Below are 18,297 nucleotides of genomic sequence, written 5' to 3' on the forward strand. Positions count from 1 at the left end.
TATCTTTAAGAACTAAATAATTTACAATCTAAATATGTTCTTTAAAAAATTACTTGTCTTAGGGCTGGTAACTTGTTCATTTACAATGTATGCGCAAGATTACTTTCCAGCAAATGCTGGTGTTAAGTCCAAAAATGAAAACTACACGGTGTTTAAAAACGCCACAATACACAGCACACCAAGCGAAACTATTAAGAAAGGTACCCTAGTGGTGCAAAATGGTAGAGTAGTGTCTGTAGGTAAATCATCTAAGTACCCGGCAAATGCTGTTGTGGTAGACCTAGATGGTAAGCACATCTATCCATCTTTTGTAGATATCTATACAAATTTTGGTATTGCAAAGCCTAAGAGGGCAGGAGGCTCTGGTCGTGCTTCTCAATATGACAACTCGAGAGAGGGAGGATACTGGAACGATCATATTCTCTCAGAACAAAATGGCTATGACGACTTTGAGTATGATAAAAAGAAGGCTACCGAATATATAAACGCAGGTTTTGGCGTAGTAGCAACCTTACAACACGATGGTATTGCTCGTGGTACGGGAGCACTTATTGCTCTTAACAATGATGGTAATACGGCAAATCGAGTAATGGAGGAGCGTCTTGCTCAATATTTTTCTTTTGACAAGAGCGTTACTTCTAGACAAGCATACCCTTCTTCAAAAATGGGAGCTACAGCCTTACTACGTCAAGTACAACACGACCTAGACTGGTATGAGAAAGGAAATGTAGATACAAAGGATATGTCTCTTGAAGCGCTTACGCGAAATAAAACCTTACCGCAATTTTTTGAAGGTGATGGACTTTATGACGACTTACGTATAGATAAGCTAGGAGATCAATTTGGGATAGACTACGTAATAGTTGCAGGCGGAGACGAGTATAAGCGTATAGGTGAGGTACAGGCAATGAATCGTAAAATGATCTTGCCACTTAAATTTCCAGATGCCTATGATATGGAAGATCCATATGCTGCCGAATATGTAGCGCTGTCTGATATGAAGCACTGGAATCAAGCACCTACAAACCCTAAAGCATTACAAGATGCTGGAGTGACATTTGCACTTACTACATTTAAGCATAAATCACCAAAGGATTTTAAAAAGCACCTTATGAAGGCGATTACGTATGGTCTTTCAAAAGAGCGTGCGCTAGAAGCACTTACTACGATACCAGCGCAAATGGTAGGTAAGAGCGGTGAGATAGGTGTTCTTAAAAATGGAGCGTGGGCAAACTTTATGATTACTTCTGGAGAGGTGTTTGAACAAGACACAAAATTATTTGAGCACTGGATTCAGGGTAATAAAAATGTAGTTAAAGATATGACTACAGTAAACATAGATGGCAACTATGCAATTAACCTTAACGGTACGACTTATAATCTAGAAGTAAAAAACTCAACTGAAAAGGCAAAAGCAACTTTGAAAAAAGGAGGAGAAGAAGTAAAAAGCGAGTTTGCTTATAAACAAGACTGGGCTACAGTTACTTTTAAAGAAGCCGAAGGTAAGTTTATAAGACTTGTTGCTAGAGCAGATGCAAATGGTTTTAATGGTAAAGCAATTCTTCCAGATGGAACAGAAAAAAACTTTACCTCTAGAAAGACAGCTTTAGAGGCAAGTGAAGCTAAGGATGATGAAAAAGGTGGTGATAAAGCCTTAGATGTTATGCCACTTACATATCCTAATATGGCTTTTGGTTATGAAACACGTCCTAAGCAACAAGATATTTTAATCACAAACGCAACAGTCTGGACAAATGAGGCAGAGGGTATTCTTGAGAATGCAGATGTCTTAATCAAAGATGGAAAAATAAGTGCAGTTGGAAAAAATCTATCAGCGCGAGGAGCGATGGTAGTAGATGGTACAGGTAAGCACGTTACTTCTGGTATTATAGATGAACATTCACATATTGCTGCTTTTGCAATAAACGAGTCTGGTCATAACTCTACAGCAGAGGTGCGTATGAGTGATGTGGTTAATCCAGATGATTCTGATATTTATCGCAATCTAGCTGGTGGTGTAACGGCCATCCAGTTACTACACGGATCTGCAAACCCAATAGGTGGACAGAGCGCAGTGATGAAGCTTAAGTGGGGAGCACCTATAGATGAAATGGTAATTAAGGACAAGAAGTTTATCAAGTTTGCATTAGGTGAAAACGTAAAACAAGCAAACTGGAATAGCTACTCAAGATTTCCTCAAACAAGAATGGGAGTAGAGCAGGTTTTTGTAGACTACTTTACAAGAGGTAAAGAATATGAAGCAAAGAAGAGTAGTGGACAACCGTATCGTGTAGATGAGGAAATGGAAACTATAGTTGACATTCTTAATATGGAGCGTCTCATCTCTTGTCACTCATACGTACAGAGCGAGATTAATATGACAATGAAGGTGGCAGAGCAGTTTGGTTTTAATGTAAACACCTTTACACACATACTAGAAGGTTATAAGGTTGCAGATAAAATGGCAAAGCACGGCGTAGGAGGATCTACCTTCTCAGACTGGTGGGCTTATAAATATGAGGTTAACGATGCGATTCCTTATAATGCTGCTATTATGCACAGAGCAGGAGTTACAGTAGCCATTAACTCAGATGATGGAGAGATGTCAAGACGTCTTAATCAAGAAGCTGCAAAAATCTATAAGTACGGAGGTATTGAAGAAGAGGACGCTTGGAAAATGGTCACATTAAATCCAGCAAAGCTTTTACATATGGATGATAGTGCAGGAAGTCTAAAACCTGGTAAGGATGGAGATATCGTTATATGGTCAGATCACCCGCTTAGTATAAAAGCTAGAGCAGAGAAGACTATAATAGAAGGAAAAGTATTCTTTGATATAGAAAAGGATAAGGAACTACGCGCAACGGTACAAAAAGAAAAAGCACAACTTACTGCAATGATGCTTGCAGAAAAGAACAAAGGCTTAAAAACACAACCGGCAAGAAAGAAAGAAAAACAACGTATGCATTGTGATACAGAACAAACAATTTACTAAGATGAAAACACTACAACAATTACTAGTAGCCGTTGTTTTCCTTTTAGGAGCAACAGCAAATGCACAACAAACACCTGCACCAGCTCAAGCAACTGCTTATACAATAACGGGAGCAACAGCACACATAGGTGATGGGACCGTAATAGATAATGCCACTATCGTTTTTGAAAATGGTAAAATATCTACAATTCAAAGTGGTGGTAGCGCCACAAAGGGAACAGTGATAAATGCCACAGGTAAACACGTATACCCTGGTTTTATAGCAACAAACACAACGCTAGGCCTTGTAGAGGTAGGCGCAGTAAGACAATCTAATGATGATGATGAGATAGGAGAGATGATCCCACACGTACGTGGTATCATTGCTTATAATGCAGAGTCTAAGGTTGTAGAATCTATGCGTCCTAACGGAGTGCTTATGGCACAAATTAGACCTGTAGGAGGGACCATCTCTGGAGCCTCTTCTGTAGTGCAGCTAGATGCTTGGAACTGGGAAGATGCAGCTTATAAAACAGATGAAGGTATCTTTATGGACTGGCCTCGTACAATGCGTCGCGGTAGATGGTGGCTAGGTGAAGAGCCTGGTTATAAGCCTAACAAGTCATATAAAGAGGATATAAATAAGATTAAAATGTTTTTTAACAACTCAAGAGCTTACAGTAAAGCTAAGGGAACTAAAAACTTACCTTTTGATGCGATGAAGAATGTCTTTAACGGTACTCAAAGAGTATATATAAGTGCAAATGACCAAAAGCAAATTCTTGATGTGATAGCATTTGCCAAAGAGATGCAACTTACTAATGTAGTACTTGTAGGAGGATACCAATCTTATAAGGTAGCAGAAGAACTAGCTAAGGCAAACATACCTGTGATACTACAACGTGTACAAGGACTACCATCTATGGAAGATCACGATTATGACCTGCCTTATAAATTACCAAAGTTACTTACAGATGCAGGTGTGACTGTAGCTTTAGGCTATGATGCAGAGTACTGGCAAGTGCGTAACCTGCCATTTTATGCAGGTCAAGTAACACAATTTGGGTTAAGCGATGAAGATGCACTTAAAATGATTACTTTAAATCCTGCTAAGATTATGGGGATAGCTTCTACAACCGGTACGCTAGCGCCTGGTAAAGATGCGACACTTTTTATAAGTGATGGCAATGCGTTAGATATGAGAGGTAACAATCTATCTAGAGCCTTTATACAAGGTCGTGATATTAGTTTAGAATCACACCAGACTAAGCTTGCAAAGCGATATGCAGAGAAGTATGATCAGAATGAATAATTAATTACTTTCACAATCCAACCAAAGAAAATGCCGGGCAATTGCTCGGCATTTTTTATTGTATTATATGATATGGCAACCCGCGCCAGAAATTCGGCTGGAGTAGCTGTCTACTTGGAGACCGTTTTCTTGATACAAGGCTACACTCTTAGCTAGATATGAGTCTATATGCGCTTTCGCGAAAGCGAGACAAAACATACTAGGCCCGCTACCAGATATGCCAAAGGCAATGCATTGGTTCTCTTTAGAAATAGTGCGTATCTCATCAAAATGCGGAATCAATTGCTTGCGGTGGGGCTCTACAAGCACATCTTGTATACTCTCGGTAAAAAGTTCTTTATCCCATTCATATAGTGAAGCGACAAAACCTGCTAGATGTTGTGATTGCTTAATGGCATCTGCAAGAGGTACCGTTTTGGGCAAAATCTCCCTTGCTTCTTTGGTTTTTATGGTAATATGCGGGTGCAGTATACCTACGTATATCGTTTCCATAGGTGGGAGCGCTATAATTTTAAGAGGGGAGTAGCCGGTAACCAGCGTTGTACCTCCATAAATACAAGGAGCCACATTATCTGCGTGTTCATTACCACTTGCAAGTGCTTCACCCTTCATTGCGTAACGAGTGAGTTCAAGATTAGATAATGGCTCATCAAGTAATTGATTGATACCGTAAACGGCCCCAGCCGCGCTTGCACTGCTGCTGCCTATACCAGAACCACATCGTATTCTTTTATGAATTTCTATAGCTACGCCAAAATCTGCTTGTATGCCTTCTAGCATTGCATTACCTGCCACGCCGGCTACATTATTATGCGCTTCCATAGGTAAATCGTCACCCGTAATTTTTGTGATAGTAACGCCTTTTTTGGTAGTTTTTTTAAACACCATCTCATCACCTATGCCCTCAAGGGCAAAACCTAGCGAATCAAAACCGCAGTTTACGTTTGCAACAGTTGCGGGGCAAAAAATGCGTACCTCATCACGAGTTTTAGCGCTTTCTTTATGTGTTTGTTGAGACATATTAAAATTATCTAAGTCTTATGATATCGCTGAAGAGTCCGCTGGCGGTAACGTCACCACCTGCACCCGCACCTTTTACAATAAGCGGTTGCTCTGGATAACGTGCTGTGTAAAAAAGCACAATATTATCTGACCCCTCGAGGTTGTAAAACGGACTGTCTGAACCTACAGACTGTAAGCCTACGCTTGCTTTACCATTATCTAGCTGGGCTACATACTTAAGGCGCTTGCCAGCTGCTGTAGCTTCGGCAACTAGTTTTTCAAAGTGTGCTGCATCTTCTTTAAGGGTTTCAAAGAAGTGAGGAACGTCTGTACTTTCGAGATTGTTTTTGGTTAAGAAAGGTGTGTTTACAATATCTTCTAGCTCTAGCTCAAGACCGCTTTCTCTAGCTAGTATTAGAATTTTACGTGCCACATCTACACCGCTTAAATCTATGCGTGGGTCTGGCTCTGTATATCCTTCTTCTTTGGCCTGTTGTACCACATCATAAAAGCTACCACCACTTTTAAAGTTGTTAAAAACAAAGTTTAAGCTTCCCGAGAGTACAGCTTGCACTTTAGTAATTCTATCACCAGAGGCAATAAGGTTTTGCAAGGTGTCTATTATAGGCAGTCCTGCGCCCACATTAGTCTCAAATTTAAATGGAGCGTTGTACTTGCGGCTAAGCCTTTTTAGATTTGCATAATACTCTTGCTTACCTGCGGCGGCTATTTTGTTACAAGCAACCACGGCAATGCTATTTCTTAAGTATTCCTCATATGCCATTGCCACAGGTTCATTTGCGGTGATGTCTACAAAAACTGAGTTGCGCTGGTTCAGGTTTATTACGCTTTCGCGAAAGCGTAAAATATCTGCTTTTTCTCCCCCATCTAGTTGTGCCTCCCAGTTATTGAGATCTATAGGGTCTTGCGATACGAGCATCTTGCGACTGTTAGAGAGTCCTAGTACTCTTATGTTGAGGTTGAGGTGCTCTTTAAGGTATTGCTTTTGATTGTTAATTTGCTCAAGAAGCTTTGCACCTACGTTACCTACACCTGTTACAAATAGGTTTATTTGCTTACGGTTACCTTCAAAGAATACTTCGTGCAAGCTGTTTAGTGCTTTTTTTACATCTTTCTCGGCAATCACGGCAGAGATATTTTTTTCACTTGCTCCTTGAGCAATGGCGCGTATGTTTACATTGTTTTTACCTAGGGTAGAAAACATTTTTCCTGAGATGCCTTGATGACTTTTCATAGATTCACCTACAAGCGCGATAATTGCTAGAGACGTCTCAACAATTACCGGGTCAATTTTATGCAACGATATTTCGTAAGCAAACTCTGTTTCTATCGCTGTTTTTGCACGTAAGGCATCTGCCTCCATCACACCTATACAGATACTGTGCTCACTGGAAGCTTGAGTAATGAGTATGATATTAACTTGCTGTTGCGATAGTACCTCAAACAAACGTTTTGAGATACCAGATATACCTACCATACCTGCTCCCTCAAGAGTTAATAAAGCTACATCACTTATGTGTGATATTCCTTTAATAGGGTTGGGGTGTGCGGTGTCTTGATTACCTATACGTGTACCGGGCTCTTCTGGAGCCATTGTATTTTTAATATGGATAGGTATGTTTTTACTCAATACAGGTACAATGGTAGGAGGGTAGAGTACTTTTGCCCCAAAATGTGATAACTCCATAGCCTCGTGGTACGAGATTTCTTGTATGGGTTTTGCCTGTTTTACCAGCTTTGGATTTGCCGAAAACATACCGCTTACATCTGTCCAGATTTCTAGTTGCTCTACATCTAGGGCTGCTGCTATAATTGCTGCTGTAAAGTCTGATCCTCCACGACCTAGTGTACTTGTATCACCTGCCTCTGTACGTGCGATAAATCCGCCTAGAACGGTGATTTTTGCTTTCTTTTCAGCAAAATATGTGGTGATGTTTTGGTTTGTAATCTCATAAAGAACCCCGGCCTTTGTGTGGTTTGCATCTGTTATAATAAGTTCTCTACTATCTTTAAGACTTGCATCTATACTTTTATGCTCAAATGCAGCGGCTATGATGTAGCTACTTGTAAGTTCGCCATAAGCGGCTAGTTTATCTAAGGTTTTTGAAGAGAGTTCATTTATAAGATAGATACCTTTGAGTAAATCCTCTAGGTGCGACATTTGTAAAGTAATCGCTTTGAGAGCTTCTTGGTTATTACCAGTAAGTGTTTCAGTAAATGACAAATGCTTTTGAGAGATTTCTTTAAGAATATCTTTGTAGCTCTCTTCTTTTTTGGCTGCTAGTGCTCCAGCCTTTAGTAACAAATCTGTTACACCACCTAGGGCAGACACGACTACGGCTACAGGACTTTGAGCTGCCTGGTTTGCCACGATGGCAATTGTTTTTTCTATGTTTTCTACACTTCCTACAGAAGTGCCTCCAAATTTTAATACACGCATATACAAATGCTTTGTCATTTTTACCTGAGTAAAAACTAATGAATAAATCTAATTTTTGTGTGTGAAGAGTGTCCCGCGACTACGGAAACTAAATGAATGATATATATACAGAATACCCCATAGGGGTAATTGTACCTATAGTAATAGAGGTAGTATAAAAAGTAGTTATGTTTTGTGCTTCGATCATCTTGTCTGTGATGAAGTAAATGTATTACTTTTACCTAAACAGGCAATGCAGAGAATTTAGTTTTACGGATATCATAAATAACCATAAACAATCCTTGCTTTATTGTAAATGTGATAATTTCTATAAAGTTTTCTCTCTTATTTAATGATAGAACATAGATCTTATCATTATTTTGATAATACACTTACTTATACTAATGACTGTGAGCAAAGACGCTCATTAACACCTATACTTATGAAGATTTTTAGTTCTAAACAACTATACGAAGCAGACAAAGTAACAATAGAGAAGGAGGGTATACCATCTTATAACCTAATGGAGCGCGCCGGAGGTTATGTATATGAGTGGATGCATAAACGATTGCAAGGACAGCCAGTACCTATTAAAGTCTTTTGTGGTATAGGTAATAATGGTGGTGATGCCTTAGTTATAGCAAGATTACTACTTAAAAATGGCTATAACGTAGATACATACATTGTAGATTGTAACGATAAGCGATCTACAGATTTTTTAAAGGCATATGAAGCTCTCAAAAATGAAGTAAAAAAATGGCCTGAGATAATTAAGGGAGTAGAAAACTTTCCAGAGATAAGTCCGCAAGATATCGTGGTAGATGGAATTTTTGGAATAGGACTTAATAGATGTCCAGAAGATTGGGTAAAAGCACTCTTTGTAAAGATTAATGAGTCTAAAGCCTATACATTATCTATAGATATACCTTCAGGAATGTATGCAGACAGAGGCTTAGAGAAGGATGATATTGTTGTACAGTCCACCTTTGTATTGAGTTTTATGTCTCCTAAGCTTGCTTTCTTTTTACCAGAAACAGGGAAGTATATAAATATGTGGGATACTATTGATATAGGTCTGGACCCAGAATATCTAGCAACCACACCTACAAATGTGAAGCTCATAAGCAAACCCGAAATACAGCAAATGTATAAAGGTCGCTCACAGTATACTCATAAAGGGATGTTTGGGCATAGTTTAATTATAGGAGGAAGCTTTGGTAAAATGGGAGCAGTACAGCTTGCCAGTAAGGCTGCACTAAGAGCTGGAAGTGGCCTTGTAACTGCTTATGTACCACAAATAGGGGTACCTATCTTACAAACAGCATTACCAGAAGTAATGGTTGAAACGGATAACTTTAATGGAAAAGTTTTTGAAGAGATAGACTTTCAGACAGAGGCAAATGCTATTGCTATAGGTCCAGGTATGGGAACAGATGAGAAAACTGTTGCCGCGATGGAGTCGTTCTTAAAATCACAAAAATCACCACTAGTTATTGATGCAGATGCTATAAACATAATAGCAAAGCGACCTGCACTTATGAAGCAAGTACCTGCATTATCTATACTCACACCTCATCCAGGAGAATTAGAGAGGCTAGTAGGGAAGTGGGATGACGACTTTGATAAGCTAGAGAAAACAGCAAAGTTTGCAAAAAATCATAATGTTATCATAGTTATAAAAGGAGCACATACTATTACAGTGTATGATATGCAGCTTTATATTAACACTACAGGTAATCCAGGTCTATCTACAGCGGGAACTGGAGATGTGCTTACAGGAGTCATTACTGGACATCTAGCACAAGGATACCACCCTATGGAGGCAGCAATGATGGGAGTGTACTTTCACGGTCTAGCAGCAGATGTTGCCGTAAATCAATACGGTATAGAAGGACTTATAGCAGGAGATGTAACAGAGTTTTTAGGAAGAGCAGTAATGAGTCTTTTTGAAAAACCAGAACAAGAAGGAGCACAGGCACCACCGCAACAGTAGGACATACATCATAAAATAATAAAAGTATACTTACTTTACATTACTCAACAGTAACAGGAAAAGTAACTTGAATATCTGTTTCACCACCAGCATCACTTAACGTTCCATCGTTAGGCTTAGTAGGCTCGTGACGTAGGGTAACTGTAAGTGTACCTGTACCAGCAGTTGCTCCAGTAGTAAGTGTTATTACAGTACCAAGCGGGTTGTTATCACTATCAAAGTTACCGTATGCAATCGCTGCATCTACTCCAGAGCTCGGTGTATAAAATACTTGGTGCTCATCTGCCTCTTCTTCTACCTCTTCGGTAATATCCTCTGCTGGGCTTTCTGTTTCGTTAAGAAACTCTACAGTACCGTTATAAACAGTGCTTACATCTAAGTTGCCAGAGACTGTAATTGTAGGTGCGTTAGGACCATCTCCATCAAGATCTTGTGATGTAAGAACGATCGTTTCTGCGCCAGACTGTAGTGTAAGATTTAAGGTTGTTATTACCTCTTCTTCGTTGATTATTTCTGGAATATCTCCGTCATCATCACTAGAACAAGCTGCAAGGCTAATGGCAGTAAGGGCGATAAGTGTGTAATTTCTAAAGTTTTTCATTGTTTGTGTGTTATTACGCTTTCGCGAAAGCGTAGATTTAATAATTAATTTTAAGTTGTAATAAAACATTTCTACCTAGATCGTCTGCAAAATAGCGCTGGCGATTTAAGTACTCCCTGTAAGAGGTGTCAAATAGATTGTTTACCATAAGACCTACATTAAGATTGCTCTTGTCATTTATTGCAAAATCAATAGAGCTTCTAAAGTTGAGAAGATGATACGCATCGGGAGGTGTGCTTATATCTACTAACTCTGTTGTGTTAGTCTCAGGTAGAAAAACGTCAAAGTTTGTGTCTGGAAATTCATTTTGACGAAATACATAGTTACTCTCAAGTGACAGCTTTAAGTTATTTACAGACGGCATTGTATACGTAACACTGTTACGCGTACTCGCCGATGGCACATTAATTAAAGCTTTGTCAAAGGTTACATCCTTTCCTTTTACCAGTGAAAACTGGTTAGAAAATTCAAAACGATCTGTTACTTGAACGTTGTTATCTATGTCAAAACCTAACAGTCTAGCTTGTGTCTGTCTATACTCCCATACTGGAAAACTACCTCTTAAGGTTTGCTGTACGCCTGTAGGCTCTATGAGGATAAAATCCTCAATAAAGTTTGCAAACGGAGCAATAGTAAAACTCCAAGTGTCTGTAGATCTTGTAAAATTTAATGAAATTTTATTTGCGACTTCTTGATTAAAACTTAGGTCACCTAGCTCTAGACGGGCAGCACTCTGGTGTAATCCATCAGAAAATAATTCTGACACATTAGGCGAGCGCGATGCTAGTGCGTAGTTTAAGGAAACCGTAGTCGCATCATTTACCTCATACGAGGCTCCTGCTGTTGCTGAGAAATTATGATATTCAAATTCTGGTTTTACAAATATTTGATTTTCAAATTCTTCAACTACAAACTGAGCAAAGTTTACATCATATTCCCTGGATTCCCAGAGGCTAGTGATGTAAAACTTCTCTGCATTGATGCGGTTGTAATCATATCTTGCACCTGCCTCTATAGTCCACTTTCCAAAGTCTTTAGAACCTAACGCATAGATGCCAAAGTCATAACCTTGGTAATCTGGTATTAGTCTTCTTACTCCAGTAAAGGGGTCGGGAAAGTGATCTTGGTACCTTCCAGAAACACCCACCTTTGCGGTAATGGTATTATCTGCCGTGTAGTCAAAATCTATTTTTCCTCCTATAGTTTCAAGTTGTAGATCAATAGATGGTCTCAAGTCATCGCTGTCGCGACGTATGTCAAACTCAAGTCTGTTATTGCGCTGGTAATCTACCTGAGCACTTAACTTCCCAAAGTTATCAAAGCGATAAAATGACTTTAGTTTTGCAATTTGATGTTGTACCTCCTGTCTTGGAGCATTAATATCATACGTAAATGGCTCCACTACAAAGGGCTCTTGGCTGTTTATAGCAACCGAGAGATCTGCAGCATTACCTACGTGCGATGAGCGTAAAATACCAGATTCTTTGTCAAAAATCGAGTAGCTAGCCTCTACACCATAACGATATTTATTAACTCCTATACGTACAGAAAGGTCTCTCTCATACAAAGCTGTGTTACTTAGTACATAATCTGGCGCTTCAAAATCCCCAAAGCGTTTTAAAGTTCCATTTATGCCGCCATACCAGCCGTTATTATATGATTTTATCAAAGAAGTAGTCAGAGAACCTCCACGACCATTGGTCGCACCGGTAATAATTGTTCGTCCAAAAAGGGTATCCTTTACAGGTACCTGCTCTGGCTCTATGATAATGGTGCCTCCTATAGCATCACCACCATATTGCAATCCTGCCGCTCCTTTAATAACTGTGATTTCACCAGCTGCATTTACATCTATGTTAGGTGCGTGTTCTACACCCCATTCTTGATCTTGCAATCTCGTACCCTCTGTAATAAGTACTACTCTACTAGAGTGTAGCCCTTGTATTACAGGTTTTACAACAGAGTTTCCCGTGTTTAATGAGGTAACACCACTTAGGTTTTTAAGCGCATCACCTAATGATGCTGCGCTATTATTTTCTAAGATGTTGTGGTCTACCACACTCTCTGTCGCTGTACGGCTTTTACTTTTATGAGCGTGTGCAACAATCTCTACATCGCCTAGAGACTCCAGGTGATGCTCCATATTAATAGTTCGAGTTGTATTACCGCTTACAGTTACTTTTACAAGTTGTGTCTCACACGCAGGATGAGATACCTGTAATGTATACTGGTCCTCACAAAGATCTGTAATCACATATTTTCCTTGAGCATCTGTTATCACAGATTGCTCAGAACCTACTATAATAATGGTTGCTTCTTCAAGCACTTCATTATCGTGTAAATCTATAATGTATCCAGATAAGGTGTACGAGCACTCTTGTGCTGTAGCTGTAATGCTCAGCAAGGCAATGCTAAGCCATAAATAAAATTTCATAAAAATTGTTTTGCTAATTATTGAATGTTATTCAATGCTTAACAAAACGGTGGTCCACGGTCTGAAGATGTTATGACTGTGGTTGTGTATGATGTAATTAACTCTACATCATTACTTTTTTTTATTAAAATTGTAGTTGTTTGGTACGCTTTCGCGAAAGCGTAAACTCCTTCTTTTACAATATGAAGATCTCCTAGATCACAATCTAGCTTCTTCTCGTGTACGTGAGTTTTATTACCAAATGAACAGGTATCGTAATGTGTGTGGTTTTCTGTACTGTGTATGAAAGAGACAAGCGCAGGTAATAGAAAAGCAAGCATTATAAGAAATGCAGCTGCGCGTTGTAAATTATGTGGTCTCTGTTCTTTCAAAATCTATTTTGTAAATATAAAGCCTAATCCCATTCTAGAAACCATTTTTATGGCAAATGCCTTAAAGAATGTGTACTGACCGAATAACCAACCAAATATCACTAATAACACTTGATATATTGGGAAAATTAACAAGATTCTAACAGGCCAATAAATCCACCCACTAGTGAGATTTTTATCTAAGCCTATAATTTCCATTAAAGGGTTAGATAACCTACCTGCTGTTGAGCCAGTTACGGCAAAGGCAAGAAAAATTGCAATAAGCTCCCATCTATAACTAACGCCCCATCTGTCATATAATTTTGTAAATAACCACAGGGTAAATTTAATGATAAGGTAGGTGAGTAGGAGTGTACCGAGCGAGAGAAGCACTAGATAGGTAATAGAAGTTGCTTCTAAAAATTTTGAAATAATAGCTTTCGAAAGTAAGAAAGCCGATATGAAACTGGCAATTAATCCCAGTATAACGTGAATAAATTGCCAGTTTTTTGTGATTTCCCAGCGCGTTTTAAAGTTTTCCATAGCGCTGCAAAAATACGATTATCGTAGTTTCTGGTTGTTACGTTGTTGAAAATATTCAAACCAGTTATATAACAAGTAGTTTACTTCATAACCGTAGTCTATACCACGCTGGTAATCTATTTGTTGTATGTAAAGGTTAGGGTCATACTGCGTTGTATTTACTACGCGATTATTATATTCATTTACAAAAATTACATTTCTATTCTCAAGCCAGAACTGCTCATAATAACCTCTAGGGGGTTGTGTGACTAGCCACTGATTAAATCCAGGTTCTATAATTATAATCTCGTATTCAAGACTATCATTTGCGATGCGTACTGTGTCAGACATAGCCTTTGAGCTATTTGTAATGTCTTGTTTTTTTGAGGTGCTGGCGCATCCTATAATGAGCGCTGTGAGTAGTAGTGTGTAACATAGTTTTTTCATAATACTAAAGTTAATGGTTTTACAAATAATTTCTGTAGCAATTAATAAGGTATTAACGATAGCTTGATAATTGTACATTGTAAATTTAGAATGCGGCATTCATTAATAGTATCACCATTGAGTGAACCTGGCTTTACACTTAGGGAACAAAAAAAAGGATGCCTACATAGGCATCCTTTTACTATCTTAAATGGTAATAATCTTATTTTCCAAAAAGACCACCTAGTAGGCCTCCTATACCACCTTTTCCTTTATTACTTCCTAATACCATACCAGCTACATCGTCAAGGATGCTACCGTCCCCGTCTGAGTCTAGTAGTGTTGTAATAAGGCTTTGGTTTTCTTGTGGTTGCCCTCCTAGCATACTTCCTAGAAGTGCATTCATACCACTACCATCGCTTACATTATTTTGCTGTGTTTGTTTTCCTAACACACCCATAAGTACTGGAGCAGCAACTTTGAGTATTTGTGCGATAGAACCAGCATCTACACCTGTTTTACTACTTAGTGCGTTTTCTACTTGTGGCTGTTTACCACCTAGCAAGTGTCCTAAAATACCTGCACCATCTTGTAATACGTCATCACTAGGTCCTCCATTACCCATAAGATCTCCTAGTTGGTCAAGAATACCACCACTATGTTTTCCACTTAAAGCTCCCATTAATCCAGCAGCACCTTCTGGGGTTTGTACATTTTTTTTCATTGCACCCATAAGTACTGGCAAAGCCATACTTAATACGTTTGCAGTATCTCCTTCAGATTGTCCAGCTTTTGCGCTAGCTCCTTGGATGAGCGTTTTTCCTATTGGTCCATTAAGTAGATCTAGTAATCCTGACATATTATTTTAGTTTTAATTGTGAGTTTTCAATTTACGAATTAATCTAAGCGGTTTGACAAACAGCCATAAAAAAACCATCCAAAAGGATGGTTTGCTTGTTTTTATCGATAAAAAGCAAATTAATTCAATTTAGAAATCAAATGTTTGATGTTCTTGCATTATTTTAAAATACTCATAATCTGTTCTGCTAGCTCTGTACCTATGCGATCTTGAGCTCCACTAGTTGCCGCACCTATGTGTGGTGTAAGGCTCACTTTAGGATTCATAAGAACTTGTACAGCTGGAGTAGGTTCGTTCTCAAAAACGTCAAGACCTGCAAATGATAATTTACCACTGTCTAAAGCTGCGATAAGAGCTACTTCATCAATAACGCCACCACGAGCTGCATTTACAATTGCTGCTCCATCTTTCATAAGCTCAAACTCTGGTTTACCTATTACATAGTCCTTTTGTGCAGGAACGTGAAGAGTCACAAAATCTGCAGATTTTAATACCTCTTCCTTTGAAGAAGATTTTATTGTAAATGAAACTGACTGTCCATCAAAGAAAGGAACTTCAACAGTAGCCTCTTCTGTAAATGGGTCGTGAAAGATTACTTTCATCCCTACACCAAGAGCAATTTTTGCAGTTTCTTGACCTATACGTCCAAAACCAATAACACCAAGTGTTTTACCACGTAGCTCGGTTCCTTTCGCGTAAGCTTTCTTTAATCCTTTAAATTTTGTATCACCATCTAGAGGCATATTTCGGTTTGAGTCAAATAGAAAACGTACGCCGTTGTAGAGGTGTGCAAAAACAAGCTCTGCAACAGATGCCGAAGATGCTGCTGGTGTATTAATCACGTGAAGTCCTTTATCACGTGCATATTGTACATCAATGTTATCCATACCTACCCCACCACGGCCTATAACTTTTATAGATGGGCAAGCGTCTATTAACTCTTTACGCACTGTGGTTGCACTACGCACAAGTATAACATCTATCTCATTTGTGTTAATATAGTTCTCAAGTTGATCTTGAGCTACGTTTGTAGTAATTACTTCAAAGCCTCCTGCGGTAAGTGCGTCAATTCCTGTTTGTGATATTCCGTCGTTTGCTAATACTTTCATAGTATATAGTGTTGTATGCGTTTTTTTTAAATTATGCTTTTCTTTCTAGCTCACTCATTACGTCTACTAGTACACCTACACTGTCCATAGATAGTGCATTATACATAGATGCTCTGTAGCCTCCTACACTTCTGTGTCCATTAAGACCGTTTATACCAGCTTCCTTCCACATAGCATCAAAGGCATCTTTAAGATCTCCATCTGTAAGTGAGAAAGTAGCATTCATTGTAGATCTATCTTCTTTGGCAGCGAATCCTTTAAATAATGGGTTAAGCTCAATCTCACTATAAAGTAAGGTTGCCTTACGATCATTAATCTCCTCAATAGCTTTTACACCTCCTAAGTTTTTAAGCCATCTCATTGTAAGCATAGAGACATATACTGCATAGACAGCAGGTGTGTTAAACATACTTCCTTTGCTTATATGCGTTTCATAATTGAGCATAGAAGGTATTTGACGTGTCACTTTACCTAAGATATCCTCGCTTATAACAACAAGTGTTGTACCTGCTGGTCCCATATTTTTTTGAGCACCTGCGTAGATAAGATCAAATTGTCCAAAATCTATCTCTCTAGAGAAGATGTCACTACTCATATCACATATAAGAGGACAGTCTACTTCAGGAAAATCCTTTATCTGTGTTCCGAAGATGGTATTGTTACTTGTAAGGTGTAAATAATCTAGTCCTTCTGGAATTGAGTATCCTTTAGGTATGTAATTAAAGTTTGCCTCTTTACTAGATGCTACCTCTACAATCTCCCCAAAAAGCTTAGCTTCCTTTATTGCTTTATCGCTCCAAGTACCGGTATTTATATAACCAGCCTTCGATTGCAATAAGTTATATGCAGTCATTAAAAACTGTGTACTCGCACCTCCTTGTAAAAAGAGCGCTTTATACCCTTTACCCTCTAGACCCAATAGCTCTAAGGCTAGCTGTCTAGCCTCATCCATAACATCTACAAAGTCTTTACTTCTGTGGGAAATTTCTAGTATGGATAAACCAGAATCATTAAAATCTAATATGGCTTGTGATGCTTCTTTAAAAACATCTTGAGGTAAAATACAAGGTCCTGCGCTAAAGTTGTGCTTCTTCATTTTATGCTAATTTTGAAATGCAAAGATGCTCAAAACCCCATAGAATATTATAGATAAAATGATAAAATTATGGCAAAATCGATACTAAAAATGCAATAGTATCAACTCCATCGGCATAATCTTGAAGATTCGGTTTTTGAGTCTTTCCAAATGGTATAAGTGATGTAAAACCTTGTAGATTTTTATCATCACCTACAATGCACTGTATTTTATCTACATCTTGAGAAAGTTTTAAATCAAGAGATTCTTTTGACTCATATTTTTCATAAAATAACGTAGCAATAGGAGAGCCATAACTTTCATCTTCCTTAAGCATTAAAAAACCATTTTCTAGTAGGTCAAAAAGACTCATAAGGTATACTGCCTTATTATAGTCATAGTTATTTGCATACTTTGCGTCATTCATCACATCGCTCCACGAGTAGATAGCTTTAAAAAAAGCGTCAAAGTTATATCCTTCTGGCACAAGTAATTTAGATACATTGCGACAGCCTAGACCGTAGTATCTAAATATATCTTCTCCTAGCGCTTTAAGTTGCTCTTCACTCTCATCACCCGTAAGTATGGCAACAGAGTTTCTGTTTTTTCTTATAATGTTAGGCTTCTTACCAAAGTAATATTCAAAATATCTTGCTGTATTATCACTTCCCGTAGCAATCACAGCATCGTGTGCGGGTAATTTTTCTTCTGTAAATGAGATACGACCTTTAAAGTCTGGAGCTACATATTCCAGATATTTGGCTAGGTAGGGTAGTAGGTGCTTATCGTTTGAAGATTGTTTTATTGCGACGTTTTGATCTGCAATAAGTACACATAAAAAGTCGTGAAAACCTACTAGCGGGATATTACCTGCCATTATGATAGCAACGGTTTTTTGGGATTGCGCTTTCGCGAAAGCGTCATTATAACCGCTCATCCACTCGCTAAGCTTTTCTTCGGTAAGGAGTGCTGCCCATCCCTCAAGTGCAAAAAGAATATTTTCTTGCGTAAACCACCCGTTGTTTTCTCGCGCGAGTTTAAACTGATGTTTCATTCCGTCAAAAAATAGGTCATTGTGTGCAACTCCCTCTTTTTGAGTAATATTAGTACGTGAGAACTGACTCAAGAAAGTCCCGAGTTTACTAAAAGCGTTAATTCTTTGTTGAAGCGTCATAGTGTTTTGGCAAATCGATGGCTAGG

14 protein-coding genes are annotated in these 18,297 nt (G+C 38.6%); 3 read left to right on the plus strand and 11 right to left on the minus strand.

Annotated elements, in window-relative coordinates; genetic code table 11:
• Nucleotides 1–34 precede the first annotated feature (34 nt).
• A complete protein-coding gene (locus ABVM49_RS10635) occupies nucleotides 35–2,995 on the plus strand; it encodes an amidohydrolase family protein (protein WP_405201853.1) in 2,961 nt (986 codons plus the stop codon).
• A gap of 1 nt (nucleotide 2,996) precedes the next feature.
• The gene (locus ABVM49_RS10640) at nucleotides 2,997–4,286 is read left to right on the plus strand and encodes an amidohydrolase family protein (protein WP_405201855.1); all 1,290 of its coding nucleotides are present in this window, start codon (nucleotides 2,997–2,999) and stop codon (nucleotides 4,284–4,286) included.
• Nucleotides 4,287–4,349: 63 nt separating this feature from the next.
• On the opposite strand, the gene ABVM49_RS10645 is transcribed toward ABVM49_RS10640, so the two are convergent.
• Together ABVM49_RS10645 and thrA are read right to left on the minus strand one after the other, a co-directional pair.
• Nucleotides 4,350–5,306 (minus strand): homoserine kinase, encoded by a 957-nt coding sequence (locus ABVM49_RS10645; RefSeq protein WP_405201857.1) that lies wholly within the window; start codon nucleotides 5,304–5,306, stop codon nucleotides 4,350–4,352.
• Between the two features lie 7 nt (nucleotides 5,307–5,313).
• Entirely contained in the window at nucleotides 5,314–7,749 is a 2,436-nt protein-coding gene (gene thrA / locus ABVM49_RS10650; RefSeq protein ID WP_405201858.1) for a bifunctional aspartate kinase/homoserine dehydrogenase I, read from the minus strand.
• A gap of 331 nt (nucleotides 7,750–8,080) precedes the next feature.
• Between thrA and ABVM49_RS10655 the strand changes: the two genes are divergently transcribed.
• Nucleotides 8,081–9,721, plus strand: a complete 1,641-nt coding sequence (locus ABVM49_RS10655) for an NAD(P)H-hydrate dehydratase (RefSeq protein WP_405201860.1) — start codon at nucleotides 8,081–8,083, stop codon at nucleotides 9,719–9,721.
• A 40-nt stretch (nucleotides 9,722–9,761) separates the two neighbouring features.
• Here the strand turns inward: ABVM49_RS10655 and ABVM49_RS10660 are convergent, their stop codons facing one another.
• The 9 genes from ABVM49_RS10660 to ABVM49_RS10700 all read right to left on the minus strand — a co-directional run bounded on the left by ABVM49_RS10660 (nucleotide 9,762) and on the right by ABVM49_RS10700 (nucleotide 18,271).
• Nucleotides 9,762–10,322 carry a type 1 periplasmic binding fold superfamily protein gene (locus ABVM49_RS10660; protein WP_405201862.1) on the minus strand — a complete coding sequence of 187 codons (561 nt, stop codon included), beginning with the start codon at nucleotides 10,320–10,322 and terminating at the stop codon, nucleotides 9,762–9,764.
• A gap of 37 nt (nucleotides 10,323–10,359) precedes the next feature.
• Complete coding sequence (locus ABVM49_RS10665; RefSeq protein WP_405201863.1) at nucleotides 10,360–12,756, minus strand: TonB-dependent receptor; 2,397 nt, start codon at nucleotides 12,754–12,756, stop codon at nucleotides 10,360–10,362.
• A 38-nt stretch (nucleotides 12,757–12,794) separates the two neighbouring features.
• The gene (locus ABVM49_RS10670; protein ID WP_405201865.1) at nucleotides 12,795–13,127 is read right to left on the minus strand and encodes a hypothetical protein; all 333 of its coding nucleotides are present in this window, start codon (nucleotides 13,125–13,127) and stop codon (nucleotides 12,795–12,797) included.
• 3 nt (nucleotides 13,128–13,130) lie between these two features.
• On the minus strand, nucleotides 13,131–13,649 hold the full coding sequence (locus ABVM49_RS10675) for a DUF6787 family protein (RefSeq protein ID WP_375251827.1): 519 nt from the start codon (nucleotides 13,647–13,649) through the stop codon (nucleotides 13,131–13,133).
• A gap of 18 nt (nucleotides 13,650–13,667) precedes the next feature.
• On the minus strand, nucleotides 13,668–14,075 hold the full coding sequence (locus ABVM49_RS10680) for a DUF6146 family protein (RefSeq protein ID WP_405201867.1): 408 nt from the start codon (nucleotides 14,073–14,075) through the stop codon (nucleotides 13,668–13,670).
• A gap of 202 nt (nucleotides 14,076–14,277) precedes the next feature.
• Nucleotides 14,278–14,913, minus strand: coding sequence for a DUF937 domain-containing protein (locus tag ABVM49_RS10685; protein WP_405201868.1), 636 nt, complete (start codon nucleotides 14,911–14,913; stop codon nucleotides 14,278–14,280).
• A gap of 158 nt (nucleotides 14,914–15,071) precedes the next feature.
• The gene (locus tag ABVM49_RS10690; protein WP_405201869.1) at nucleotides 15,072–16,022 is read right to left on the minus strand and encodes a D-2-hydroxyacid dehydrogenase; all 951 of its coding nucleotides are present in this window, start codon (nucleotides 16,020–16,022) and stop codon (nucleotides 15,072–15,074) included.
• A 31-nt stretch (nucleotides 16,023–16,053) separates the two neighbouring features.
• Nucleotides 16,054–17,118, minus strand: coding sequence for a 3-phosphoserine/phosphohydroxythreonine transaminase (serC, locus tag ABVM49_RS10695; protein WP_405201870.1), 1,065 nt, complete (start codon nucleotides 17,116–17,118; stop codon nucleotides 16,054–16,056).
• A 67-nt stretch (nucleotides 17,119–17,185) separates the two neighbouring features.
• On the minus strand, nucleotides 17,186–18,271 hold the full coding sequence (locus tag ABVM49_RS10700; protein WP_405201872.1) for an acyl-CoA reductase: 1,086 nt from the start codon (nucleotides 18,269–18,271) through the stop codon (nucleotides 17,186–17,188).
• Between the last annotated feature and the right edge of the window lie 26 nt (nucleotides 18,272–18,297).

Origin of the sequence: Dokdonia sp. LLG6352-1 (assembly GCF_045055815.1) — a bacterium.
GTDB lineage: Bacteria > Bacteroidota > Bacteroidia > Flavobacteriales > Flavobacteriaceae > Dokdonia > Dokdonia donghaensis.

Bases quoted from the DNA above. Each gene is read 5' to 3' on its own strand.
- ABVM49_RS10655 (WP_405201860.1), top strand. From the start codon at position 8,081: ATGATAGAACATAGATCTTATCATTATTTTGATAATACACTTACTTAT.
- serC (WP_405201870.1), bottom strand. From the start codon at position 17,118: ATGAAGAAGCACAACTTTAGCGCAGGACCTTGTATTTTACCTCAAGAT.
- ABVM49_RS10680 (WP_405201867.1), bottom strand. From the start codon at position 14,075: ATGAAAAAACTATGTTACACACTACTACTCACAGCGCTCATTATAGGA.
- ABVM49_RS10675 (WP_375251827.1), bottom strand. From the start codon at position 13,649: ATGGAAAACTTTAAAACGCGCTGGGAAATCACAAAAAACTGGCAATTT.
- ABVM49_RS10645 (WP_405201857.1), bottom strand. From the start codon at position 5,306: ATGTCTCAACAAACACATAAAGAAAGCGCTAAAACTCGTGATGAGGTA.
- ABVM49_RS10635 (WP_405201853.1), top strand. From the start codon at position 35: ATGTTCTTTAAAAAATTACTTGTCTTAGGGCTGGTAACTTGTTCATTT.
- thrA (WP_405201858.1), bottom strand. From the start codon at position 7,749: ATGCGTGTATTAAAATTTGGAGGCACTTCTGTAGGAAGTGTAGAAAAC.
- ABVM49_RS10660 (WP_405201862.1), bottom strand. From the start codon at position 10,322: ATGAAAAACTTTAGAAATTACACACTTATCGCCCTTACTGCCATTAGC.
- ABVM49_RS10665 (WP_405201863.1), bottom strand. From the start codon at position 12,756: ATGAAATTTTATTTATGGCTTAGCATTGCCTTGCTGAGCATTACAGCT.
- ABVM49_RS10700 (WP_405201872.1), bottom strand. From the start codon at position 18,271: ATGACGCTTCAACAAAGAATTAACGCTTTTAGTAAACTCGGGACTTTC.
- ABVM49_RS10685 (WP_405201868.1), bottom strand. From the start codon at position 14,913: ATGTCAGGATTACTAGATCTACTTAATGGACCAATAGGAAAAACGCTC.
- ABVM49_RS10640 (WP_405201855.1), top strand. From the start codon at position 2,997: ATGAAAACACTACAACAATTACTAGTAGCCGTTGTTTTCCTTTTAGGA.
- ABVM49_RS10690 (WP_405201869.1), bottom strand. From the start codon at position 16,022: ATGAAAGTATTAGCAAACGACGGAATATCACAAACAGGAATTGACGCA.